The organism is Mesorhizobium sp. P2_E7, from assembly GCF_056403855.1.
The window spans coordinates 306,901-327,684 of record NZ_JBFUER010000003.1; the positions used below are offsets into that span (position 1 = coordinate 306,901).

The window sequence follows — 20,784 nt, forward strand, 5'->3', positions numbered from 1 at the left end:
GTACATGTGTCTTTTGTAAGAGACAAATTGCAAAAAAGAGCATGGACCTGAAAAAGGGGTACACACGAAAAGGAGGTCGCAGTGAACGACACATCCAAGAGACGTGATTTTCTGAAATTAGGAATGGCCGGGCTCGCCACGGCCGGAGTGATAGGCGCAGCCGCGTCGGTCGACGTTCAGAAGGCGGCGGCACAGGCCGCACCGGACAGCCTGCTGCGCACCGTTCTGGAGCGTGGCAAGCTGATCGTCGGCACCGGCAGCACCAACGCACCCTGGCATTTCGAGAACGATGCCGGCGAACTCGTCGGCATGGACATCACCATGGGCCATATCCTGGCCAAGGGTCTTTTCGACGACCCGACCAAGGTCGAGTTCGTCATGCAGGACCCGGCGCAGCGCATTCCCAATGTCACCACCAACAAGGTCGACATCACCATCCAGTTCATGACCATGACTGCCCAGCGCTCGCAGTTGATCAACTTCTCCAGGCCGTACTACGTCGAAGGTGTCGCGCTGCTGACGCTTCCGACAGCCGAGAACAAGACATTCGACAAGCTGCTCGCCGGCGGTTCGGCGACACGGATTTCCATCCTGCAGAACGTCGATGCCGAGCAGAATGTCCATCTCGTCCTGCCGCAGTCGCAGGTGATGCAGATCGACACCCAGGCCAACGTGCTCCAGGCGCTGGAATCGAAGCGCGTCGACGCGGCCGCCGTCGACCTCTCGACGGTCCGCTGGCTCGCCTCGCGCAATCCCGACAAGTATTTCGATGCCGGCAAGAGCTGGTTCTCGATGCTTTACGGCGCCGCGCTCCGGCAAGGCGATCTCGACTGGCTGACCTTCGTCAACACGACCTTCGCGACCGCAATGTTCGGTCATGAAACGGCGCTCTACGACGCGGCATTCAAGGATTATTTCGGGTTGGAGCCGCCGGCGCGGCATCCAGGTTTCCCGGTCATCTGACGCAGCCTGTGGAAGGGTGCCCGGCACCCTTCCACCCTCTTCTTTGACGTTCCTCGGCATTGCGGGAGACGCATGGGCTATACGCTCAACTTCAACCTGATCTGGCGGCATTTCGACAAGCTCTGGGGCGGCCTGCTGCTCAGCCTTGAGCTTGCCGTCATCTCGATCGCCATCGGTATCGTCATCGGCCTGGTGCTGGCGGTCTGGTACGTCTCGGCCGGACGCGTGGTGCGCGCCATCATCGCGGCTTACGTCGAGTTCATCCGCAACGTGCCGCTGATCCTGCTGGTCTATCTCGTCTTCTACGGCGTGCCGACCGTGGTTGATCTCGCCTACGATGCGCCGACCTCGTTCGTGCTGACGCTGTCGGTCTACAGCGGCGCCTACCTGGTCGAGGTGTTCCGCTCAGGCCTCGAAGCCGTGCCACGCGGGCAGCTCGATGCCGGCAAGGCGATCGGGCTGACACCCTGGCAGCGGCTGGTCCACGTGCGCCTGCCGACCATGCTGCGCATCACGCTGCCGGCGCTGTCCAACACCTTCATCTCGCTGTTCAAGGACACGTCCATCGCCTCGGTCATCTCGGTGCCCGAACTGACTTATGGCGCCCAGTGGATCAACTTCAACACCTTCCGCATCGTCGAGGTCTATCTGGTGACGACGGCGATGTATCTGGTGACCGGCTACGCGCTGCTCTTCGGGCTGCGGCTGGTCGAGCGACGGTTCAGGACGGCGCGCTGACATGCTTGGCCAGATCCTCTACGCATTGCCGTTCCTCGCCCAGGGTTTCGCCGTGACCCTGTGGGTATCGCTGCTGGTCGTGGTGCTGTCGCTGATTGCAGGCGTCGCGCTCGGCGTCGGCCTGGTCTACGGCCCGGCGCCGCTGCGCTGGGCTGTGCGCATCTTCTCGGACACCATCCGCGGCATCCCGATCCTGGTGCTGATGTTCTTCGTCTATTACGGCCTGCCCGCGGCCGGTCTGCATCTGCAATCCTTCTGGGCCGCGGTGCTGGCGCTGACCTTGTTCAAGACGGCGCAGGTCGTCGAATATGTACGCGGCGCCGTCGGCTCCATTCCCAAGGGCCAGTCCGAGGCGGCGATGGCGATCGGCCTGACCTTTCGCCAGCGGCTCACCTCCGTCATCTTTCCCCAAGCCTTCCGCCGCTTCCTGCCGCCGTGGATCAACGGCGTCACCGATGCGGTCAAGGGCAGCGCGCTGGTTTCGCTGCTCGGCATCACCGACCTGATGCAGGCGATCAACCAGGTGATCGGCCGCACCTATGAGGCGATGCCGCTCTATATCCTCGGCGCCTTGATCTATTTCGCCGTTAATTATTCGCTTTCCTACGCCAGCCGGCGGCTGGAACGGCGCTTCGCCTTCATCCGGGACTAGCACGATGGCCACAAGCTTGAACGACACTACAGCGCTTCTCGATATTGCCGGGGTCTCGAAAGCCTTCGGTTCGGTCGAGGTGCTGCGCTCGGTCAGCCTCAAGGTTGAGAAGGGCGAGGTGGTCAACGTCATCGGGCCTTCGGGCAGCGGCAAGACGACCCTTTTGCGCTGCGTCAACTTCCTCGAAAGCTATGACTCAGGCTCGATCCGCATCGACGGCAAGGAGGTCGGTTTTCGCGAGGCTGGCGCGCGCCAGCGGCGCAGCGAGCGCGACCTGGCCTCCATGCGCGCCGAGACCGGCATGGTGTTCCAGAGCTTCAACCTGTTTCCGCACCTCACCGCCGCCGGCAACATCATGCTCGGCCTCATCAAGGTGCGCGGCAAGAGCAAGGCCGAGGCGCGCCAGATCGCCGAGCACTGGCTGGGCCGCGTCGGTCTCGCCCACAAGGCCGACAGCCTGCCGGCGGAACTTTCCGGCGGCCAGCAGCAGCGCGTCGGCATAGCGCGCGCCGTCGCCATGGAACCGAAGATCCTGCTGCTCGACGAGATCACCTCGGCGCTCGACCCCGAACTGGTCGGCGAGGTGCTGGCCGTTGTGCGCAGCCTCGCCGAAGACGGCATGACCATGGTGATGGTCACCCACGAGATGGCCTTTGCCCGCGACGCGTCAAGCCGCATCGTCTTCATGGCCGATGGCGGCGTCAGCGCCGTCGGCCCGCCGAAGGAGATCCTCGCCCAAGAGACCACCAACGAGCGCCTGCGCTCTTTCCTGGCGCGGTTCCGCGCCTCGCATTTCTGACATGGGCGGCCCAAAGCAATTCCAGGAAAAGTGTAAGCGGTTTTCCCGGGAAGAGCGCGAAGCGCTTTCCCTTGGGAGTTGCTTAAAACAACAAGACGCCCCAAGGAGAATTCTTCCATGACGCCTTACATCCGGCTCGCCGAGCTCGGCCTGATGCTGCCCGAGCCGCCGACACCGATCGCCAATTTCGTCACCCATGCCGAAAGCGGCCGGTTGATCTTTCTCTCGGGCCAGGGGCCGCTGCGCGCCGACGGCACGCTGTGCACCGGCAAGGTCGGCGACGACGTCACCGTTGAGCAGGCCTATGAGCATGCGCAACTCACGGGCCTCAACCTGCTGGCGGTCATGCATGCCGCCGCCGGCGATCTCGGCCGCATCGTGCGCGTCGTCAAATTGCTCGGCTTCGTCAACGCGACGCCAACCTTCAGCGACCATCCGAAAGTCGTCAATGGCTGCTCGGACCTGTTCGCCAACGTCTTCGACAAGATCGGCGGCCATGCCCGCTCGGCGATCGGCGTCGGGTCGCTGCCTGGAAACATCACCGTCGAAATCGAAGCGGTCGTCGAGATCGCCGTCTGACAGTCAAGGGATTGCTGAACATGAAAACCTATTCCGACACCGGCTCCAACACCACGATCCGCGAACGGTTGGGACTGCGGCCGATCATCAATGTCTCCGGCACGATGACGACGCTCGGCGCCTCGATCATCGTTCCCGAGGCGATCAGCGCCATGGCCGAGATCGCCTCGCAATGGGTGGAGATGGACGATCTGCAGCGGGCTGCAAGCGTGATCACCGCCCGCCTGACCGGCGGCGAGGCCGGCTTCATCACCGCCTGCTGCGCCTCAGGCATCACCATGGCGATCGCCGGGGCGATGACCGGCACAAATTTGCTGGCGATCGAACGGCTGCCCGACGACACCGAAGGACTGAAGTCCGAAGTCGTCATCCAGCTTGGCCACATCGTCAATTACGGCGCCCCGATCGACCAGTCGATCCGTGTCGCCGGCGCCAAGGTCATTCCGGCGGGCACCGTCAGCGTCACCCAGGATTATCACGTGCGCGAGGCGATCAACGAGCGCACGGCGGCGGCGCTCTACGTCGTGGCGCACCACACCGTGCAATACGGCATGCTGTCCCTCGAGGAATTCTGCGAGATCTGCCACGCCAGAGGCGTGCCGGTGATCGTCGACGCGGCTTCCGAATACGATCTGCGCAGTTTTCTGGCGCGCGGCGCCGACATCGTCGTCTACAGCGGTCACAAATTCCTCTCCGGGCCGACCAGCGGCATCGTCACCGGTCGCAAGGATCTTGTCCGCGCCGCCTATCTGCAGAACCGCGGCGTCGCCCGCGCCATGAAGGTCGGCAAGGAAAGCATCGCCGGCACCATGGCGGCACTCGAAGCCTGGGAGAAGCGCGACCATGCCGGCATCCGCCGGCGCGAGGAAGCGGCGCTCAATCTGTGGAAGGGCGCGCTGCAAGGCATTCCGGGCATCGCCGCCCACATTATTCCCGACCCGACCGCCAACCCGCTCGACCGGCTGCAGATCTTCGTCTCGCCCGAAAGCCGCTTCACCGCCGCCGGCCTCGCCGCGGCATTGGCGGCCGGCTCGCCACCGATCATCGTGCGCAACCATGAGGTCGAACGCGGCCATTTCTTCCTCGACCCGTGCAATCTCCACCCCGGCGAGGCCGAGATCGTCGCCGAACGCCTGCGCGCCGTGCTGACCGCGGCCGAGCGGCCGGCGGATGCGATGAAACAGCCGCGAAAGGATTCGTCCGGCGCTTTGCGCTGGCCGGATTGAGCGGGCGCCATGCAAGGCTAAGGCCAGGTCTCGCCAGAGTAGTCGCCGTCGGATCGCGATGCGTGTCAGTCGGTCCTGGCGACAATCCTGACGACATCCATCGGATCCAGCCCAAGCTTCTGTGCACAGGTCAGCGCGTTCGGCACGATCCAGTATGGTGAGTCGGGATCGAATGGTGCAGTGCTATGGGTATAATTGAACAGCGTTTTGGCGCAGGCCTCTTCAAACATGAATTGCGCTTCGGCCTGACTGTCGTGCCCGCGAAGTGCACGTAGCGTCTTGTGTCGCATATCACGAAAAAGGTGATGTGCCTTCGGCCAGGAGCCACGGTCGTCGATCATCCGGAGCAGGCGTTCCAAGGTCTCTGTATCGCGGACATGCGAGATGAAGAACTCAATTAGTTCTCGCATTTCTCGCAACATATGCGACTCCCTTGATCGCCAGAGGATGTGTTCGCTCTATCTTCGTCTGGGCGCGAGACACCTGAGATCACGACTCCGTGATCTCCGACCGCGATACAAGCGGGAATAAATCGCTGCCGCAACAGGTCTCCAACACATACGCCTTTGCAGGCGTTGAGGAGAACGGCATGCCGCATCATTTTGAGGGCAGCGAACAGGGCCACGGCATTAGCCGTGGTCATGCGTTGGACCGTATGATCGTCATCAGCGTCTCCTGCCTGGCGCTTGACACTGGTGACGCAGATGACTTCACTTTCGCCGCAGCAGGCGGCCTTGCCTGTTCCCGCGGGGTTCGCCCGCAGGGCGAGATCGCCGTCGCTGCCTGACAGCGCACGGCCTGTCCGCCCCGGAGTATCGGATCATGGTGCTGCTTTGAGCGAGAGGGCCTTGGCCGAACGCTTCAACGAGGTGGTGCTGCCGCATCTCGGCGACGCGCTTGCGCTTGCTCGCTGGCTGACCGGCAATGCCGCCGATGCCGAGGACGTCGTGCAGGATGCCTGCATCAAGGCGCATGCCGGTATCGCCGGCTATGCTGGTGGTAATCCACGCGCGTGGCTGCTGACCATCGTGCGCAACACCGCCTGCACCTGGATGTCGCGCAACCGGCCGCGCGCCATGATGGCCGTCGGCGACCTCGGCGATCTCGACGAAATGGCGGCGGCACACGGCACGAGCGTACCGGACGAGAACGGCCCGGAGGCGAGCCTGATCGCCAAGGCCGATACGGCGGCACTGGAAGCCGCGATCGCCGCGCTGCCGCAGCCGTTCCGCGAAACGCTGGTGCTGCGCGACATCAACGGCCTTAGCTACCGCGACATATCGGTGATGCTCAGCGTGCCGATCGGCACGGTGATGTCACGGCTGGCACGGGCCCGCGGGCTGCTAGCGTCTGAACTGGGGAGAGCGCCATGACCGTGCATGACGACGGACTGCCCAACGACCCCGAAGGCATCAGGCTGATGATCCACGCTCTGGTTGATGGCGAACTCGACGCGGCGGCCGCACTCGCGGTGGAGCGGCGTATCGCGGCCGATCCCGCGCTTGCCGCCGAACACGCCCGCATCCTTGCCTTGCAACGCGCGGTCGGCCGCTTGCCGCGCCCCGATGTCAGCGATGCCTTTCGGGCCCGCATCGCGGCAATCGGTACGGTATCGTCAGAACAGAAGACGCAAGACGAGGAGCGGAGCGCACCGCCGGCGCTGCCGGGATTGACCGCCGCTGCAGCCCAGCAACGGCGAGCGACGGATACGCGGCTGTCCCAGGCAAGGCCATCGCCAAGGGCGCGCCGCTTCGGTTCGTTCGACTGGCGCGCCATGGCGGCGTCGATCGTCATGACCGCAGTGCTGGCCAGCGGCGCCACGCAATGGGTGATGTTCAACAGCGCCTCCGACAGCATTGCTTCGGAGATCGCCGGCGACCATCGCCGTAGCCTGCTCGACGCCAGCCCGATCGACATCGTCTCGTCCGACCGCCACACGGTAAAGCCATGGCTCGATGCCCGCATCGGGGTGTCGCCGCCGGCTCCCGATCTTGCGACGGACGGCTTCGCGTTGATCGGCGGCCGGGTCGAGGTCGTCTCGGGCCGTCCCGTGCCGGCGCTGGTCTACCGCCACCGCGAGCACCTGATCACGCTGGTGGCCGAACCGCAGCAAGGCGGCCCTGTCACCGAGCCGAAAGACGTTTCTTCGGGCGGCTTCTCCATGGTGCACTGGAGCGACGGCGCCTTCTCCTACTGGGCGATCTCCGACATGGAACGACCCGAGCTCGACGATTTCGTCGCCGGCTTCCGCAAGGCGGCGGTGTAACGCCACTGCTGCCCCTCAAATCGGAACTTTACAAAATTCTTCATTTGTGTGAAGTCACGGTCGCCAAAAGGGTCGACCATGACAGCCAGTCGTTTCGCCACGCGCCTGAATTCCTTTGCTTCGCGCCCACAGGCGGAGTGGCCCGGTCTCACCGGAAAGCCATCCCTGATGCAGATGGCGGCGCGCGCCGCGAAGGTTGCCGGGCTGACCGACGTCGATCTGAATTTTCCCGACCACGTCGGCGAAAAGCCTGCCGAAATTGCCCGCAGACTTGGCGAGCTTGGCCTTGGCATCAATGGTTTTGCCATGCGCTACTACTCCAATCCGGCTTTCAAGCTCGGCGCCTTCACCAATCCTGATCCGGCGGTGCGCCGCGAGGCCATCGACATGACAAAGGCCGGCATCGATGCTGCGCGCGAGGCCGGCGCCAGGCTGATGACTCTGTGGCTTGGCCAGGATGGTTTCGACTATGCCTTCCAGGCGGACTATGCGGTGATGTGGGAACACGAGATTGATGGAATTCGTGAAGTCGCCGCGCATGATCCGGATTGCCAGATCAGCCTGGAATACAAACCCAATGAACCCCGCTCCTACAGCCTGATGCCGGATGCGGCGACGACACTGCTGGCGATCCGCGATGTCGGCCTTCCCAATCTCGGCGTTACGCTCGACTTCGCCCATGTGCTCTATGCCGACGAGCAACCGGCCTTTGCCGCCGCTCTGGTGGCGCGTCATAGCAAGCTGCTCGGCGTGCATCTCAATGACGGCTACGCCAAGCGCGACGATGGGCTGATGGTCGGCGCCGTGCATACGCTGCAGACCATCGAACTGCTGAGGCAGATCCGCCGCGACGGCTACGTCGGCGCAATCTATTTCGACACGTTCCCCGACATGACGGGGCTCGATCCGGTTCACGAATGCGAAGTCAACATCGCCACCGTCAAACGCATGCTGCACATCGTCGACCGGATCGACCGCGACAACCGTCTGTCCGCCGCGATAAGCAGCCAGGATGCGGTGACATCGCAAGCCATCATCCAGGAAATCATGCTCGGACCGGACACATGAGCCTGAGCGGGCTGGACCTGAAAGCGGTAGGTCCGCGCATCCGCATGATGATGCCGAACCTCACTCCGCTGGAAGCGAAGGTGGTGGAGACCGTCTTCGGCCGGCGCCGCTTCGACGAGAGCATTCCCCTGAAGGAGATTGCCGGGGAGTCGGGCGTGTCCGAGGCGATGGTGGTCAAGATCGCCAAAAAGCTGGGCTTCTCCGGTTATCGCGAGTTCCGCACCGCCGTCTATGAATACAGCCGCCTGCCGACGGCGGAGATGCACCGGGAGCTATCGTTCGACGACGGCCCTGCGGAAATCGTGCAAAAAGTGTTCCGCACCTCCATCCAGGCTCTGGAAGAGACGCTGGCGATCCTCGATATCGCAGAGTTCGATCGCGCTGCTGATTTGCTCTACAGGGCAAGGAATCGTGACTTCTATGGGGTCGGCGGTTCGGCGCAGATCGCGCGCGACGTCTCGCACAAATTCCTGCGCATCGGCATTCGCGCGTCCGTCTATGACGATTCGCATATGATGCTGATGTCGGCCTCGCTGCTCGGCGCCGACGATATCGCCGTCGGTTTCTCGCATTCCGGCAACACGTCGGCTGTCATCGACGCCATCCAGTTGGCCCGCAGCAACGGCGCACGCACGCTGGCCATCACCAATTACGACAGGTCCCCACTCGCTGAGCTGGCCGACATCGTGCTGTGCTCGACCGCGCAGGGCTCGCCATTGATGGGAGAGAATGCGGCGGCACGCATTGCACAGCTCAATATTCTCGACGCGCTGTTCATGGCGGTGGCGCAGCGCGATTACCAGGCGGCGGAGCGCAATCTTGGCCGCACCATGTCGGCGGTGAAATCAAAACGAAAAGACCGCGGCTCATGAGCAATCCGCCCCTGGTCACCGTGTTTGGCAGCCTGCATTACGACATCATGGTCGATGCACCTGACCGGCCACGCAAGGGCGAGACGGTAACCGGCCATGCCTGGCACCCGAAATGTGGCGGCAAGGGCGGCAATCAAGCGATTTCGGCGGCGCGCGCCGGCGTACGTGCGGCGATGATAGGAGCCGTCGGCGACGATGATTTCGGCACGGCTCTGCTGGCCAATCTCACGCGCGCCGGCGTCAACCACAGCTGTGTGCGGGTGGCGCGGAATACAGGCTCCGGCATGAGCGTCGCGATCTTCGACGCAGAAGGCGACTACGGCGCAGTGATCGTCTCGGGCAGCAACCTCACTCTGGGTGAGGCCGACATTGCCTCGGCGTCCGAGTTGGTGACCCAGACGACGGTGCTGCTGTTGCAGAACGAAGTGCCTGAGGCCGCCAACATCGCCGCCGCGCGCGCCGTAAAGGCGAGGGGCGGCCGGGTCGTGCTCAACGCGGCTCCGGCCCGCAAACTCTCCGATGATCTGATCGCGTTGGTCGACATCCTCATCGTCAACGCCATCGAGGCCGAATACCTGGCCGGCATGGCGGTGGTCGAAACGCTCGACGGTGCGGCGCAAGCCGCGCGGCAGCTGGTCGATCTTTGCCCCGTCGCAATCGTCACGGCGGGCGGCGAAGGTGTCGCCTGTTGTGATCGGGGCGGTGAGGCCTTCGCGCTCCCGGCCGTCCCGGTCAAGGTTGTCAGCACGCATGGCGCGGGCGACGAATTCGTCGGTGCGCTGGCCGCAGCCCTTGCCAGGGGACAGGCCATGCGGGCGGCCGTCGCCGCCGCCAACGCCGCTTCGGCCGTGCTGGTCTCGGCGCCGCAGGCCGGACGTTCCGGTCGCTAACGGCCGGTTTTGATATCACCAAAAGACACCAAGCGCCGCGCATCCTTGCCGTCGATGCCGAATTCCGCTAAGGCGCGCCTTTGCCGCCGGGAGCATGCGCTTGACCGATCACCGCGCCGACGTCGCCATCATCATGGGCAGCCAGTCCGACTGGGCGACGATGCGCCACGCCGCCGAAACGCTTGAGGCGCTTGGCATCCCGCACAAGCGCCTGATCGTCTCCGCCCACCGCACCCCCGACCGGCTCTACGATTTCGCCAAGGGCGCCAAGGCGGCCGGCTACAAGGTGATCATTGCCGGCGCCGGCGGTGCCGCGCATTTGCCCGGCATGACGGCGGCAATGACGCCGCTGCCGGTGTTCGGCGTGCCGGTCGAATCGAAGGCGCTGTCCGGTCAGGATTCGCTGCTCTCCATCGTCCAGATGCCGGCCGGCATTCCGGTCGGCACGCTGGCCATCGGCAAGGCGGGTGCGGCCAACGCCGCCCTTCTGGCGGCTGCCGTGCTGGCGCTCAACGACGAGCGGCTCGCCGCCCGGCTCGATGCCTGGCGCGCCGCCCAGACCGCAAAGGTTGCCGCCGAACCAACGGACGCGCCGTGAGCCTGCAGGCGGGATCGACCATCGGCATCATCGGGGGCGGCCAGCTCGGCCGCATGCTGGCTGTTGCCACCGCGCGCCTCGGTTACCGCACCGTGATCCTTGAGCCGCAGGCCGACTGCCCGGCGGCACAGGTCGCCAATCGCCAGATCACGGCCGCCTATGACGATGCCGCCGCGCTTGCCGAATTGGCCGCGGTCAGCGCCGTTGTCACCTATGAATTCGAGAACGTGCCGGTGGCCGCCGCCAGCGCGCTTGCTGCCAAGGTTCCGGTCTATCCGCCGCCACGGGCGCTGGAAGTGGCGCAGGACAGGATGGCGGAAAAGCAATTCCTCAACGGCATTGGCATCAAGACCGCGGATTTCCGCGCCGTCGGCAATGACGACGAACTGACGGCGGCGCTGAGAGAGTTCGGCGGCAGCGGCATCTTGAAGACGCGCCGCATGGGCTATGACGGCAAGGGCCAGCGTGTCTTCCGCAACATGGAGACCGGCGGCTTTGCCGGCACCTGCGAGGCCATGGGCAATGTGCCGCTGATTCTGGAATCGTTCGTCACTTTCGAGCGCGAGATTTCGGTGATCGCCGCACGCGGGCTGGACGGCGCGGTCGCCGCCTACGATCCGGCCGAGAATGTCCACCGCGACGGCATCCTGCACACCTCGACCCTGCCGGCGCAAATCAGGCCGGACACGGCGGCCGCGGCACAAGCGGCGGCGGCAAAAATCGTGTCGGCCCTCGACTATGTCGGCGTCATCGGCGTCGAGTTCTTCGCCCTTGCCGACGGCACGCTGCTGGCCAACGAGATGGCGCCACGGGTGCACAATTCCGGCCACTGGACGGAAGCCGCCTGTGTCGTTTCGCAGTTCGAGCAGCATATCCGCGCCATTGCCGGCCTGCCGCTGGGCAACCCGGGCCGGCATTCCAACTGCGTCATGGAGAATTTGATCGGTGACGACGTCCTGCGCGTGCCCGCTCTGCTCGCCGAGCCTGATCTGATGCTGCATCTCTATGGCAAGGCGGAAGCCCGCCCGGGCCGCAAGATGGGCCATTTCACGCGCATCAGCCGTCGCGGCTAAGCAATTCCGGGAAAGAGCGCAGCGCTTTGCCTGAGGGGTGTGGACCCCTATTGCAACTCGTCGTTCAGATCCCCGTCCTCGTCAGGGTTGGCGCAGCTCGCGTCGCCTTCCTGGCATTTGGCGCCGGACGTCAGCTGCCTGGTGCGCTGCTCCGTCAGTTCGGTCAGGCATTGCGAAACTTCCATCGGATGGATGGAGCCGCCTTCGCTGTCTGTCGTCGTATAGGCGCATTCGGCATCGCGGAAGGCGATCCAGGCGTGTTGCGCGACCTGCAGCAGCTTCCTGCTCTTGTCGTCGTTGCGGCCGACCAGATCCTTGTAAGCCTGGTTGAGCTTGGCATCGGCCGCCTGGTAGTCCTCGCCCGCACAGATATTCATCATCTGCTGGCTGTCGTCGTTGCGGTCGCACTCCTGCGCCTGTGCGGTGGAGGCCGCGGCCAGAACGGCAAAGCAGGCGGACAGAAACAACAGGCGCATGGACGTCTCCAAATCAACTTGCAGGCGCCGCACCATTCCAGCCCGCCTTCGGCGGCGCAATGGCGGGGAGTGGAGATGGCGGATATTTGATGGCCAAAGCCGTTCTCAGCCACTATGCGGCACGCTTGCGGTTGACACGGGCAAGGCTCCTCGTTTATGAGCCACGCAAGTTCAAAGGCGCGTCTTCTGGCGCGCCTTAATAATTCGGCCCGAACCGGGCCCAGACCACGGGCAAGACCATGAAGATCAAGAATTCGCTCAAGGCGCTGAAGGCGCGTCACCGCGACAACCAGCTGGTTCGCCGCAAGGGCCGCGTTTACATCATCAACAAGACCGCTCCGCGCTACAAGGCGCGCCAGGGCTGAGTTTTCGGCCGGAGGCTCGTTGCCTCCGTCCCTGTGATGTTATTTGCCGGAGATCCGGCACCTTCACGCTAATTTCAGTTTGACGATCCGCCGTCCGGGGTTAGATTCCGGCGATGCGGATTCTTTTTGCATTTTTCGCGACCCTCTTCCTGTTCAGCGCCACAGCGGTGCGAGCGGATGATCCACCGGCCGCCACGACGCCGCCGGTTGCCGTGACCAAGGAAGCCCGGCTCGACCAGCTGTTTGCCGACCTGAAGCGCGAGCGCAACGAAAAGGCGGCCGAGCGCATCGCCGGGCGCATCTGGGGCGAATGGTTCCAGTCGGGCAGCGCCTCGATCGACCTGATGATGCAATGGTCGCAAAAGGCGATGGACGACCAGAAGTTCGACGTCGCTCTCGACTTCCTCGACCAGGTCGTCATCCTGCAGCCGAAATATGCCGAAGGCTGGAACCGGCGCGCCACCGTCCACTACATGATGAAGAATTTCGGGAAGTCGATGTCCGACATCGACCAGACGCTGCAGCTGGAACCACGCCATTTCGGCGCGCTTTCCGGCCTGGCGCAGATCATGGCTGCCACCGGCCACAAGCAATCGGCGCTCGAAGCCTGGCAGAAGGTGCTCGCCATCTATCCGATGATGCGCAGCGCCCAGGACCAGGTCGCAACGCTCTCGGAAGAGCTTGCCGGCGAAGGAATTTGAGTTAGGCAGTAGGGAATAGGGCTTAGGCAGTAGGGCGGCGGTTGAAACCCATGCCTACTGCCTACTGCCTACTGCCTACTGCCTACTGCCTACTGCCTACTGCCTAGAACTATTCCCCCTCCACCCCCGTATCTCCGCGCATGAACCTCCTTTACGCCACCTGTGCCTTCCTCCTCGCGCTCGTCTTTGCCCTTGCCGGCGTCACCCGCGCCGGGGCGTGGCTGATCGAGTGGCGCAATCCGCCGGCCGGCGAATTTGCCGACATCGACGGCGCCCGCATCCACTATGTCCATGTGCCGGCGCCGCAAAATGCCGAGCTGCCGGCGATCGTCTTTATCCATGGCGCCAGCGCCAACCTTAGAGATCAGATGCTGCCGATCCGGCCTTTGCTTGAAGGCCGCGCCGAGATGGTCTTTCTCGACCGGCCAGGCTTCGGCTGGTCGGGGCGCGGCCCCGGCAACAATGAGAGCCCGTCGGCGCAGGCCAACACCATTGCCAAGCTGATGGACCGTCTCGGCATCCAGAAGGCGATCGTCGTCGGCCATTCCTTCGGCGGTGTGATCACCGCTGCCTTTGGCCGCGAGCACCCGGACAAGACGCTCGGCCTGGTCTTCCTGTCGCCGGTCAGCCACCCCTGGCCGGGCGGCGCGACCGCCTGGTACTACAAGCTGACCGCCATGCCGGTGGTCGGCTGGCTGTTTTCGGAGACGCTGACCTACCCGGCCGGCACGCTGCAGATGGATGACGCGACGGCCTGCGTGTTTTCTCCCAACAAGGTGCCGGACTTCTATGTCGGCAACGCCTCGATCCCGCTGGTGCTGCGTCCCGACGCTTTCCGCGCCAACGCCATCGATGTCGCCGGCCTTTACGACTATGCGCTCAAGGCCGCGCCGCATTACCGCGACATCAAGGCGCCGACGATCGTCATCTCAGGCGATCGCGACAAGGTGGTTTATGCCTCGATCCATTCGGTCGGCCTTGTCAGGGATATCCCCGGCGCTGAGCTGATCTGGGTCCACAATCTCGGCCACAAGCCGGACTGGATCGCGCCAGACCTCGTTGTCGGCGCCATCGAGAAGGTCGCCGGCAAGGACGTCGACCTGCAGACAATGGCGAAAACCGTGGAGGCGCGGATCGCCGGCGATGCCTATTACGACGCACAATGCCCCGACATCACCGTGCCCGACGCGGAACTCGCCCCGACCTGATCGCCGCATGTATGTCCTGAAGCACGGCATCAAGAAAAACCCCGAAGCATTCTGGGCGCTACCGGACCGCATCTTCTTCGGCTACGGTGCCTGTCACATCCTTGCGGGCACCTTCCTCAGCCATCCTCCCCTGGACGGATTCTACGGCGAACGGATCATTCCGGGCGAGGATTTCTACGGCAACCATATCTATATGACGAACGGCGTGATCGCCTTCGACTACCACGGCTATTCCAGCCGCGAGCGGCTTCTGCAGCACCACAAAAGGGGATGGGCTTCGCACAGCGCCGGCTGGCACTGCACGCTGGAAAGGGTCGATTTCGACCTGCTCGACACCGCCGACCTCAACCGGCGAAAGATGCGCGGCCCGGATCAGTATCTCTATGACCCAATCCCTCGCGCTCTCCGATTCCTTCGGCGCATCGATCACGCCGAAGCTGCGGCAAGAGCGCTGCGAACTGTGACGCGTTGAAGCCTCAACCTATGTTGCGGGTGGCTTGCACGTCAGATCCGACATAGGCGATGCGCAGCATGTTGGTCGAACCCGGCGTCCGCAGCGGCACGCCCGCCGTGATGATGACACGGTCGCCCGGTTGGCCAAACCCCTCTTCGAAAGCTATCCGGCAGGCGCGGTCGACCATGTCGTCGAGATCAACGGCATCGGGCGAGACGACGCAATGCGTGCCCCACAGCAGCGACAGCCGCCGCGCCGTGTTGAGGATCGGCGACAGCGCGATGATCGGCACTTGCGGCCGCTCGCGCGCGGCGCGCAGGCCCGTGGTGCCCGACGCCGTATAGGTGATGATCGCCGACAGTTTCAGCGTCTCGGCGATCTCGCGCGCGGCGAGCGAAATGGCGTCGGCGCCGGTCGCTTCCGGCTCCGAGCGCTGCGCGTTGATGATGCCGGCATAGGTCGGGTCGGTTTCGACCTTGGTGGCGATGCGGTTCATCATCGCCACCGCCTCGACCGGATAGGCGCCGGCCGCCGACTCGGCTGAAAGCATGATGGCATCGGCGCCTTCGAACACAGCGATCGACACGTCGGAGACTTCGGCGCGGGTCGGCACCGGGGCGGTGATCATCGATTCCAGCATCTGCGTGGCGACGACCACCGGCTTGCCGGCGCGGCGCGCCGCGCGCGTGATCTGCTTCTGGATGCCGGGCACCGCTTCCAGCGGCATTTCGACACCGAGATCGCCGCGGGCGACCATCAGCGCGTCGGACAGTTCGATGATTTCGGCCAGCCGGGCGACGGCTTGCGGCTTTTCGATCTTGGCCATGATCAGCGCCCGGCCGCGCGCGATCTTGCGGGCTTCGGCGAGATCCTCCGGCCGCTGCACGAAGGACAGCGCCACCCAGTCGACGCTTGCCGCCAGCACCGCATCGAGGTCCTTGCGGTCCTTCTCGGTCAGCGCACCGACCGGCAGGTCGGTGTCGGGCAGGCTGACGCCCTTCTTGTCGGAGATCGTCGTGCCGGCGACGACCGTGCAGGTGATCGACTTGCCGTCGCTCCTCAGAGCCTTGAGCTCCAGCTTGCCGTCGTCGATCAACAGACGGTGGCCGGCCTCGACCGAGCTCAGGATTTCGGGATGCGGCAGGTAGACCCTAGTCGAATTGCCGGGCTCGGGATTGTTGTCGAGCGTGAAGGTCTGGCCAGCGGTCAGCACCTCCTTGCCGTTGGCGAACTTGCCGACGCGCAGCTTCGGCCCCTGCAGATCGGCCAGGATGCCGATCGGACGGCCGACCTTTTCCTCGACGGCGCGGATGCGGGCGACAAGCGTGCGCATCAGCTCGTGGTCGGTGTGGCTCATATTGATGCGGAAGACATCGGCGCCGGCTTCGAACAGCTTCTGCAGCATCTCCTCGGATGAGGAGGCTGGACCGATGGTGGCGAGGATCTTGACCTTGCGGCTACGTCTCATTGACTGTTTGTTCCCGGGGCGGCTGGTGCGCCTCCCGTTGTGGACTCATCGGTCAGCTGGACCATCCAGCTTGCCTGCTCGCCCGTGTCATATTCCTGGAATCCGGCGCGCTGGAAGCCCCGGGCGACGCAATCGGTAACGCCGGCGATCTTGAACTCTTTTTCGGCCACGCACATGTTGATCGGGCCATCCCAGCGCCCGCCACGCTCGGCGTCTTCTGCATAAAGATAGTAAAACCTTGATGACAGCGGTCCTTCGATCAGCGTCTTGCAGCTCGATCCTTCGATGTGCCACCAGCCCTCGGTGATCCAGCCGGCCTTGGCGCGGTAGCCGATGCCGACGCCGACCAGGTTCTGCGTCGCGTTGCAGACGCGGAAATCGGCGCGGGCGGGCGAGGCCGCGACCAGCGCGGTAAGCCCCACGGTCAAGGTCAGGAGCGGCACGGCAAAGGCGCTGCGCGCACGCGGCCTGCCGGCGGAACCCATCCCGAAACCCCTCAACAACGTCATCTGCATCTCTCAACGCCCCTTTTCGGAAAAGTCCGGGCGCATGTCAACGCGCCGTTCTGTCCAATTCCAATCGATTTAGAAAGGCCCCCGACACGCAATCTGCCGCGCGTGACCGGATTTTCGCAGAAACCGTGGCCAAACAACGGCATTGCGCCGGCGTCCTCTTCGTGGAATGACGATACCACCCTCCCCGGACGCCAGCGAACAGACCTTTTCAGCCAATGACCCGATCCACAGTTTTCGCGCCTTTCGATCTTGTCGAGGGCGACCGCAAGCGGGGCATCGTGCTTGTCGCCGATCATGCCCGCCGCGACCTGCCGGAGGAGTATGGCAGCCTCGGCCTGCCGGCGGCGGAGCTCGCGCGTCACATCGCCTACGACATCGGCGTCGAGATGGTGACGCGCGAACTGGCGGCAGCGCTCGACGTGCCGGCGGTGATCGCCAATTTTTCGCGCCTGCTGATCGACCCCAATCGCGGCGAGGACGACCCGACGCTGATCCGCCAGCTCTATGACGGCACCGTCGTGCCGGGAAACTACCCCATCGCACCCTCAGAGCGCGAAAGGCGGCTCGACGGTTTCTATCGGCCCTATCATGACGCGGTCGGCGCCATGATCGCCTCGGTGGCGCAGGCCTCGGGCAAAGCGCCGTTCATCTTCTCCGTGCATTCCTTCACCCCGGTGATGCAAGGCGTTGCGCGGCCCTGGCATGTCGGCATTCTGTGGGACCTCGACGACCGCGTGGCGCGGCCGCTGATCGACATGCTGGCGCAGGATAAAAACCTCGTCGTCGGCGACAACGAACCCTATGACGGCGCGCTGCGCGGCGACACCATGTTCAAGCATGCCATCGTCAACGGCTTTGCCCATGCGCTGATCGAAATCCGCCAGGACCTGATCGCGGACAGCAAGGGCGCGCTGGCCTGGGCCGAACGGCTGGCGCCAATCGTTGACGCCATCGATCGTCGTGCCGATATACATCAGGTGAAGATGTTCGGCTCGCGCACCGGGCCGCTGTGAGGATCAAGGCATGACCGAACTCAGCGACGACCAGAAACGCGATTTCGAAGCCGCCGCCTTCCGCCGGCTGATCGAGCATCTGCGCGAGCGCAGCGATGTGCAAAACATCGACCTGATGAACCTCGCCGGCTTCTGCCGCAACTGCCTGTCGAACTGGTACCGCGAGGCCGCTGAGGCGCAGGGCCTTGCGTTGCCCAAGGATCAGTCGCGCGAAATCGTCTACGGTATGCCCTATGCCGAGTGGCAGGCGCTCAACCAGACCGAGGCTTCGGACGCCAAGAAGGCCGAGTTCGAGGCGAGGCGGCCGAGGGATCATTAGCGTCCGGCAAACGATGCCTGCGGGCCTTCATCCCTCCGCGATTGGCGGAGCCCTACGCGTTTCGTCATCCTAGGGTGGAGCAGTCGCGAAGCGACGTCGCGGAAGCCCTAGGATCCATGCCGTGACATCGGCCGAAGAGCGCAACGGCTCAGAATGAAGGTCCCGCTCACCAGAGCCGGTTCTGCACCGCAGCATTGCACAGGCGTCACGGAATGGATCCTCGGGTCTGCGCTGCGTCGCTACGCTCCTTGCTCCGCCCGTGGATGACGAAGGGAGGGGCGTTTTCGCCAATCTCCGAGGGCCGTAGTCCGCCTTGAACGATTCCGGTCCAGTCCTGAGACCTTTGGTCCAAGCAATTCCCGCCACCAGCGCTTGACTGACAATTGAATCGATCTAATTTGCCGTTCAAAGCCATTTTTGACCGGAATCGAACCATGAGCGCGCAAAACGCGATGCAGAGCGCCATTCGCGGGCGATGGGCGGTTGCCGCCATCTTCCTTGCCAACGGCTTCCTGACCGGCAGCTGGGCGCCGCAGATTCCGGTGTTCCTTACCCGGCTCGACATTTCGAAATTCACGCTCGGCCTGCTGATCCTGTTGTTCGGCGTCGGCGCGGTCGCGGCCATGAGCTGGTGCGGCCACCTGATCTCCAGATATGGCTCGCGCACCGTGCTGCGCTGGTTCGGCCTGTGCGGCAGCCTTGGCTTGCTGGTCGTGGCGCTAGCGCCCAACGTGCCGCTGGCGGCGATTGCCATGGTCATCTTCGGCGGCTCGATCGGCGGCATGGATGTCGCCATGAACGCCAATGCGGTGGTGGTCGAACGCCGGCTTTCCCGCGCCATCATGTCGTCGTCGCACGGCTTTTGGAGCCTTGGCGGTTTTGCCGGTGGCGGCTTGGGCGGTTACGCCATCCAGACTTACGGCCACCTCGCCCATGCGGCGGTCGTGACCGTACTTGCCTTCGCGGTCATTGCGGTCGCGGTCGGCTACCTCGTTGCCGAGGACAAGCCGCAGGCCGCCGAATACCACAAATTCGCGCTGCCCTCGAATCCGCTGGTCTATCTCGTCGGGCTGATGGCGCTGCTGACGATGATCTCCGAAGGCGCCGTGCTCGACTGGGCAGCGCTTTATCTGAGGCAGGAACTCGGCGCCGATCTCGCCATTGCCGGCCTCGCCTATGCCGCCTTCTCCGGCGTCATGGCGGTCATGCGCTTTTTCGGTGATGGCGTGCGCAACCGCTTCGGCGCGGTGGCGACGCTGCGCGGCTCGGCTGTGGTCGCCGCCGCCGGCATGCTGGTCGCCGGCCTGTCGCCTTCGCCCTGGATCGCCATCGCGGCGTTCGCCCTTTGCGGCTTCGGCATTGCCAATATGGTGCCGATCATCTTTTCGGCCGGCGGCAATCAGGAAGGCATGTCGTCCGGCACCGGCATGAGCGTCGTCACCACCATGGGCTACTCCGGCATATTGGTGGCGCCGTCGGCGATCGGCTTCGTCGCCGAGCATTCCAGCTTCGGGCCGATCTTCGTCGCCATGTCGGGGCTGCTGATCGTCGTGCTTTTGATGGCCGGGCTCGCTCACCGCGCCGAATTCGCGGCCGCCCCGGCCGAATAACGCTTCAACTCCTCGTAGAGGAAATCCGCGACGCGGCGGATGCGCACGCTGGTGCGCACGTCGCGATGCATGGCCAGCCACACCGGCAGGCTGGGCAGTGGCATTCCGGGCAGCAGCTTCTCCAGCAATGGATCGCTGTCGGCGAGCGGCTCCTGGCCGAGGCCGATGCCGTTTCCCGCCCGCAGCGCCTCCCACAGAACGATCTGGTTGTCGGTCCTGAAACGAAAATTGCTGCGGGTGACCGGGATGCCGAACTGGGTAAAGCCGCGGATCATTTCGTCGCTGCGGTCGAAGCCGATCAGCGGATGGCCGACAAGGTCGGCGGGCTTGAGCGGCCGGCCGTGCCCGTCGAGATAGGATTTTGCCGCGCAGCAGCAGAGCGGGATATCGCAGACCTTGCGCGCCGTCAGTTCGTTCTGCGCCGGCTTGACCATGCGGATGGCGATATCGGCATCGCGCCGTAGCAGGTTCTCGACCTGGTTCGAGGCGACGATCTCGACCTCGATGCCGGGCTCCTCGATGCCGAGCCGCGCCGTCATCTTCGGCAGCACATAGGCCGCCACCACCTCGCTGGCGGCAATGCGCACCGTGCCTTCGATCGCCTCGACCGAGCCCAGCGCCAGCAGCGAAAAGGCGCTCGCCTGTTCGCTCACCGCTCTGCCACGCTCGAACAGCGTGGCGCCGGCTTCCGTCAGCGCATAACCGCGCCGGCCGCGCCGGAACAGCGTAACGCCGAGCGCCTGCTCGAGCTCGCCAATGTGACGCCCAAGCGTCGGCTGGCTGGCCGACAGCTTTCGCGCGGCGGCCGAGAGGCTGCCGGTTTCCGCCACGGTGACGAAGCTTTTGATCAGGTTCCAGTCGATTTCAGCCATTCAATTATGAATATCAGAACGCCAATCTCAGTCAATTTTCATTCGAGGATGAAGCCATC

Annotated in this window: 26 protein-coding genes; 21 read left to right on the top strand and 5 right to left on the bottom strand. The window is 64.3% G+C overall.

Annotated elements, in window-relative coordinates; all coding sequences use genetic code 11:
• Positions 1-123 precede the first annotated feature (123 nt).
• The 6 genes from AC1DYC_RS20605 (at position 124) to AC1DYC_RS20630 (ending at position 4,957) form a co-directional block, all read left to right on the top strand.
• Positions 124-963, top strand: coding sequence for a transporter substrate-binding domain-containing protein (locus tag AC1DYC_RS20605; RefSeq protein ID WP_477308659.1), 840 nt, complete (start codon positions 124-126; stop codon positions 961-963).
• A gap of 72 nt (positions 964-1,035) precedes the next feature.
• Positions 1,036-1,701 (top strand): amino acid ABC transporter permease, encoded by a 666-nt coding sequence (locus AC1DYC_RS20610; protein WP_436261721.1) that lies wholly within the window; start codon positions 1,036-1,038, stop codon positions 1,699-1,701.
• A gap of 1 nt (position 1,702) precedes the next feature.
• Entirely contained in the window at positions 1,703-2,353 is a 651-nt protein-coding gene (locus tag AC1DYC_RS20615) for an amino acid ABC transporter permease (RefSeq protein ID WP_477409425.1), read from the top strand.
• A gap of 4 nt (positions 2,354-2,357) precedes the next feature.
• Positions 2,358-3,152 carry an amino acid ABC transporter ATP-binding protein gene (locus AC1DYC_RS20620; protein ID WP_477409427.1) on the top strand — a complete coding sequence of 265 codons (795 nt, stop codon included), beginning with the start codon at positions 2,358-2,360 and terminating at the stop codon, positions 3,150-3,152.
• Positions 3,153-3,269: 117 nt separating this feature from the next.
• Positions 3,270-3,731 (top strand): RidA family protein, encoded by a 462-nt coding sequence (locus tag AC1DYC_RS20625; RefSeq protein ID WP_477409429.1) that lies wholly within the window; start codon positions 3,270-3,272, stop codon positions 3,729-3,731.
• A gap of 20 nt (positions 3,732-3,751) precedes the next feature.
• Positions 3,752-4,957 carry an aminotransferase class V-fold PLP-dependent enzyme gene (locus AC1DYC_RS20630; protein ID WP_477409431.1) on the top strand — a complete coding sequence of 402 codons (1,206 nt, stop codon included), beginning with the start codon at positions 3,752-3,754 and terminating at the stop codon, positions 4,955-4,957.
• Positions 4,958-5,022: 65 nt separating this feature from the next.
• Here the strand turns inward: AC1DYC_RS20630 and AC1DYC_RS20635 are convergent, their stop codons facing one another.
• Positions 5,023-5,379 (bottom strand): hypothetical protein, encoded by a 357-nt coding sequence (locus AC1DYC_RS20635; protein WP_477409433.1) that lies wholly within the window; start codon positions 5,377-5,379, stop codon positions 5,023-5,025.
• 77 nt (positions 5,380-5,456) lie between these two features.
• Here AC1DYC_RS20635 and AC1DYC_RS20640 point away from each other — a divergent pair, with 77 nt between their 5' ends.
• The 8 genes from AC1DYC_RS20640 to AC1DYC_RS20675 all read left to right on the top strand — a co-directional run bounded on the left by AC1DYC_RS20640 (position 5,457) and on the right by AC1DYC_RS20675 (position 11,724).
• Positions 5,457-5,744, top strand: a complete 288-nt coding sequence (locus tag AC1DYC_RS20640) for a hypothetical protein (RefSeq protein WP_477409435.1) — start codon at positions 5,457-5,459, stop codon at positions 5,742-5,744.
• A 46-nt stretch (positions 5,745-5,790) separates the two neighbouring features.
• Positions 5,791-6,330 (top strand): sigma-70 family RNA polymerase sigma factor, encoded by a 540-nt coding sequence (locus tag AC1DYC_RS20645; protein WP_477409437.1) that lies wholly within the window; start codon positions 5,791-5,793, stop codon positions 6,328-6,330.
• Positions 6,327-7,223, top strand: a complete 897-nt coding sequence (locus AC1DYC_RS20650) for an anti-sigma factor family protein (RefSeq protein ID WP_477409439.1) — start codon at positions 6,327-6,329, stop codon at positions 7,221-7,223. Before AC1DYC_RS20645 ends, AC1DYC_RS20650 begins: the two co-directional genes overlap by 4 nt.
• A gap of 78 nt (positions 7,224-7,301) precedes the next feature.
• On the top strand, positions 7,302-8,291 hold the full coding sequence (locus tag AC1DYC_RS20655) for a TIM barrel protein (RefSeq protein ID WP_477409441.1): 990 nt from the start codon (positions 7,302-7,304) through the stop codon (positions 8,289-8,291).
• Entirely contained in the window at positions 8,288-9,163 is an 876-nt protein-coding gene (locus AC1DYC_RS20660; RefSeq protein WP_477409443.1) for a MurR/RpiR family transcriptional regulator, read from the top strand. Before AC1DYC_RS20655 ends, AC1DYC_RS20660 begins: the two co-directional genes overlap by 4 nt.
• Entirely contained in the window at positions 9,160-10,053 is an 894-nt protein-coding gene (locus tag AC1DYC_RS20665; protein WP_477409445.1) for a ribokinase, read from the top strand. Before AC1DYC_RS20660 ends, AC1DYC_RS20665 begins: the two co-directional genes overlap by 4 nt.
• Positions 10,054-10,153: 100 nt before the next feature.
• The gene (gene purE / locus AC1DYC_RS20670) at positions 10,154-10,651 is read left to right on the top strand and encodes a 5-(carboxyamino)imidazole ribonucleotide mutase (RefSeq protein WP_181057916.1); all 498 of its coding nucleotides are present in this window, start codon (positions 10,154-10,156) and stop codon (positions 10,649-10,651) included.
• On the top strand, positions 10,648-11,724 hold the full coding sequence (locus AC1DYC_RS20675; RefSeq protein ID WP_477409447.1) for a 5-(carboxyamino)imidazole ribonucleotide synthase: 1,077 nt from the start codon (positions 10,648-10,650) through the stop codon (positions 11,722-11,724). Before purE ends, AC1DYC_RS20675 begins: the two co-directional genes overlap by 4 nt.
• Before the next feature lie 47 nt (positions 11,725-11,771).
• On the opposite strand, the gene AC1DYC_RS20680 is transcribed toward AC1DYC_RS20675, so the two are convergent.
• A complete protein-coding gene (locus tag AC1DYC_RS20680; protein ID WP_477409449.1) occupies positions 11,772-12,200 on the bottom strand; it encodes a lysozyme inhibitor LprI family protein in 429 nt (142 codons plus the stop codon).
• Positions 12,201-12,439: 239 nt separating this feature from the next.
• Here AC1DYC_RS20680 and ykgO point away from each other — a divergent pair, with 239 nt between their 5' ends.
• From ykgO to AC1DYC_RS20700, 4 genes are all read left to right on the top strand, one after another.
• Positions 12,440-12,565 carry a type B 50S ribosomal protein L36 gene (gene ykgO, locus AC1DYC_RS20685; protein WP_006327841.1) on the top strand — a complete coding sequence of 42 codons (126 nt, stop codon included), beginning with the start codon at positions 12,440-12,442 and terminating at the stop codon, positions 12,563-12,565.
• 113 nt (positions 12,566-12,678) lie between these two features.
• The gene (locus AC1DYC_RS20690; protein WP_477409451.1) at positions 12,679-13,266 is read left to right on the top strand and encodes a tetratricopeptide repeat protein; all 588 of its coding nucleotides are present in this window, start codon (positions 12,679-12,681) and stop codon (positions 13,264-13,266) included.
• A gap of 140 nt (positions 13,267-13,406) precedes the next feature.
• Positions 13,407-14,474, top strand: coding sequence for an alpha/beta fold hydrolase (locus AC1DYC_RS20695; RefSeq protein WP_477409453.1), 1,068 nt, complete (start codon positions 13,407-13,409; stop codon positions 14,472-14,474).
• 7 nt (positions 14,475-14,481) lie between these two features.
• On the top strand, positions 14,482-14,946 hold the full coding sequence (locus tag AC1DYC_RS20700; RefSeq protein ID WP_477409455.1) for a hypothetical protein: 465 nt from the start codon (positions 14,482-14,484) through the stop codon (positions 14,944-14,946).
• 4 nt (positions 14,947-14,950) lie between these two features.
• Here the strand turns inward: AC1DYC_RS20700 and pyk are convergent, their stop codons facing one another.
• Both pyk and AC1DYC_RS20710 read right to left on the bottom strand, forming a co-directional pair.
• Positions 14,951-16,396 carry a pyruvate kinase gene (gene pyk / locus AC1DYC_RS20705; protein WP_477409457.1) on the bottom strand — a complete coding sequence of 482 codons (1,446 nt, stop codon included), beginning with the start codon at positions 16,394-16,396 and terminating at the stop codon, positions 14,951-14,953.
• Complete coding sequence (locus AC1DYC_RS20710) at positions 16,393-16,881, bottom strand: DUF1036 domain-containing protein (protein WP_112559583.1); 489 nt, start codon at positions 16,879-16,881, stop codon at positions 16,393-16,395. The genes pyk and AC1DYC_RS20710 overlap by 4 nt, the downstream gene beginning before the upstream one ends.
• A gap of 245 nt (positions 16,882-17,126) precedes the next feature.
• Here AC1DYC_RS20710 and AC1DYC_RS20715 point away from each other — a divergent pair, with 245 nt between their 5' ends.
• The 3 genes from AC1DYC_RS20715 to AC1DYC_RS20725 all read left to right on the top strand — a co-directional run bounded on the left by AC1DYC_RS20715 (position 17,127) and on the right by AC1DYC_RS20725 (position 19,853).
• The gene (locus tag AC1DYC_RS20715; RefSeq protein ID WP_477409459.1) at positions 17,127-17,924 is read left to right on the top strand and encodes an N-formylglutamate amidohydrolase; all 798 of its coding nucleotides are present in this window, start codon (positions 17,127-17,129) and stop codon (positions 17,922-17,924) included.
• A 10-nt stretch (positions 17,925-17,934) separates the two neighbouring features.
• Positions 17,935-18,243: a DUF1244 domain-containing protein gene (locus AC1DYC_RS20720; RefSeq protein ID WP_477409461.1), complete on the top strand. Its 309-nt coding sequence runs from the start codon at positions 17,935-17,937 to the stop codon at positions 18,241-18,243.
• A 434-nt stretch (positions 18,244-18,677) separates the two neighbouring features.
• On the top strand, positions 18,678-19,853 hold the full coding sequence (locus tag AC1DYC_RS20725) for an MFS transporter (protein ID WP_477409463.1): 1,176 nt from the start codon (positions 18,678-18,680) through the stop codon (positions 19,851-19,853).
• Here the strand turns inward: AC1DYC_RS20725 and AC1DYC_RS20730 are convergent.
• On the bottom strand, positions 19,817-20,725 hold the full coding sequence (locus tag AC1DYC_RS20730; RefSeq protein ID WP_477409465.1) for a LysR family transcriptional regulator: 909 nt from the start codon (positions 20,723-20,725) through the stop codon (positions 19,817-19,819). The genes AC1DYC_RS20725 and AC1DYC_RS20730 overlap by 37 nt on opposite strands.
• Positions 20,726-20,784 lie beyond the last annotated feature (59 nt).

Bases quoted from the DNA above. Each gene is read 5' to 3' on its own strand.
- AC1DYC_RS20605 (WP_477308659.1), top strand. From the start codon at position 124: ATGGCCGGGCTCGCCACGGCCGGAGTGATAGGCGCAGCCGCGTCGGTC.
- AC1DYC_RS20610 (WP_436261721.1), top strand. From the start codon at position 1,036: ATGGGCTATACGCTCAACTTCAACCTGATCTGGCGGCATTTCGACAAG.
- AC1DYC_RS20615 (WP_477409425.1), top strand. From the start codon at position 1,703: ATGCTTGGCCAGATCCTCTACGCATTGCCGTTCCTCGCCCAGGGTTTC.
- AC1DYC_RS20620 (WP_477409427.1), top strand. From the start codon at position 2,358: ATGGCCACAAGCTTGAACGACACTACAGCGCTTCTCGATATTGCCGGG.
- AC1DYC_RS20625 (WP_477409429.1), top strand. From the start codon at position 3,270: ATGACGCCTTACATCCGGCTCGCCGAGCTCGGCCTGATGCTGCCCGAG.
- AC1DYC_RS20630 (WP_477409431.1), top strand. From the start codon at position 3,752: ATGAAAACCTATTCCGACACCGGCTCCAACACCACGATCCGCGAACGG.
- AC1DYC_RS20635 (WP_477409433.1), bottom strand. From the start codon at position 5,379: ATGTTGCGAGAAATGCGAGAACTAATTGAGTTCTTCATCTCGCATGTC.
- AC1DYC_RS20650 (WP_477409439.1), top strand. From the start codon at position 6,327: ATGACCGTGCATGACGACGGACTGCCCAACGACCCCGAAGGCATCAGG.
- AC1DYC_RS20655 (WP_477409441.1), top strand. From the start codon at position 7,302: ATGACAGCCAGTCGTTTCGCCACGCGCCTGAATTCCTTTGCTTCGCGC.
- AC1DYC_RS20660 (WP_477409443.1), top strand. From the start codon at position 8,288: ATGAGCCTGAGCGGGCTGGACCTGAAAGCGGTAGGTCCGCGCATCCGC.
- AC1DYC_RS20665 (WP_477409445.1), top strand. From the start codon at position 9,160: ATGAGCAATCCGCCCCTGGTCACCGTGTTTGGCAGCCTGCATTACGAC.
- AC1DYC_RS20680 (WP_477409449.1), bottom strand. From the start codon at position 12,200: ATGCGCCTGTTGTTTCTGTCCGCCTGCTTTGCCGTTCTGGCCGCGGCC.
- ykgO (WP_006327841.1), top strand. From the start codon at position 12,440: ATGAAGATCAAGAATTCGCTCAAGGCGCTGAAGGCGCGTCACCGCGAC.
- AC1DYC_RS20690 (WP_477409451.1), top strand. From the start codon at position 12,679: ATGCGGATTCTTTTTGCATTTTTCGCGACCCTCTTCCTGTTCAGCGCC.
- AC1DYC_RS20695 (WP_477409453.1), top strand. From the start codon at position 13,407: ATGAACCTCCTTTACGCCACCTGTGCCTTCCTCCTCGCGCTCGTCTTT.
- AC1DYC_RS20700 (WP_477409455.1), top strand. From the start codon at position 14,482: ATGTATGTCCTGAAGCACGGCATCAAGAAAAACCCCGAAGCATTCTGG.
- pyk (WP_477409457.1), bottom strand. From the start codon at position 16,396: ATGAGACGTAGCCGCAAGGTCAAGATCCTCGCCACCATCGGTCCAGCC.
- AC1DYC_RS20710 (WP_112559583.1), bottom strand. From the start codon at position 16,881: ATGGGTTCCGCCGGCAGGCCGCGTGCGCGCAGCGCCTTTGCCGTGCCG.
- AC1DYC_RS20715 (WP_477409459.1), top strand. From the start codon at position 17,127: ATGACCCGATCCACAGTTTTCGCGCCTTTCGATCTTGTCGAGGGCGAC.
- AC1DYC_RS20720 (WP_477409461.1), top strand. From the start codon at position 17,935: ATGACCGAACTCAGCGACGACCAGAAACGCGATTTCGAAGCCGCCGCC.
- AC1DYC_RS20725 (WP_477409463.1), top strand. From the start codon at position 18,678: ATGAGCGCGCAAAACGCGATGCAGAGCGCCATTCGCGGGCGATGGGCG.
- AC1DYC_RS20730 (WP_477409465.1), bottom strand. From the start codon at position 20,725: ATGGCTGAAATCGACTGGAACCTGATCAAAAGCTTCGTCACCGTGGCG.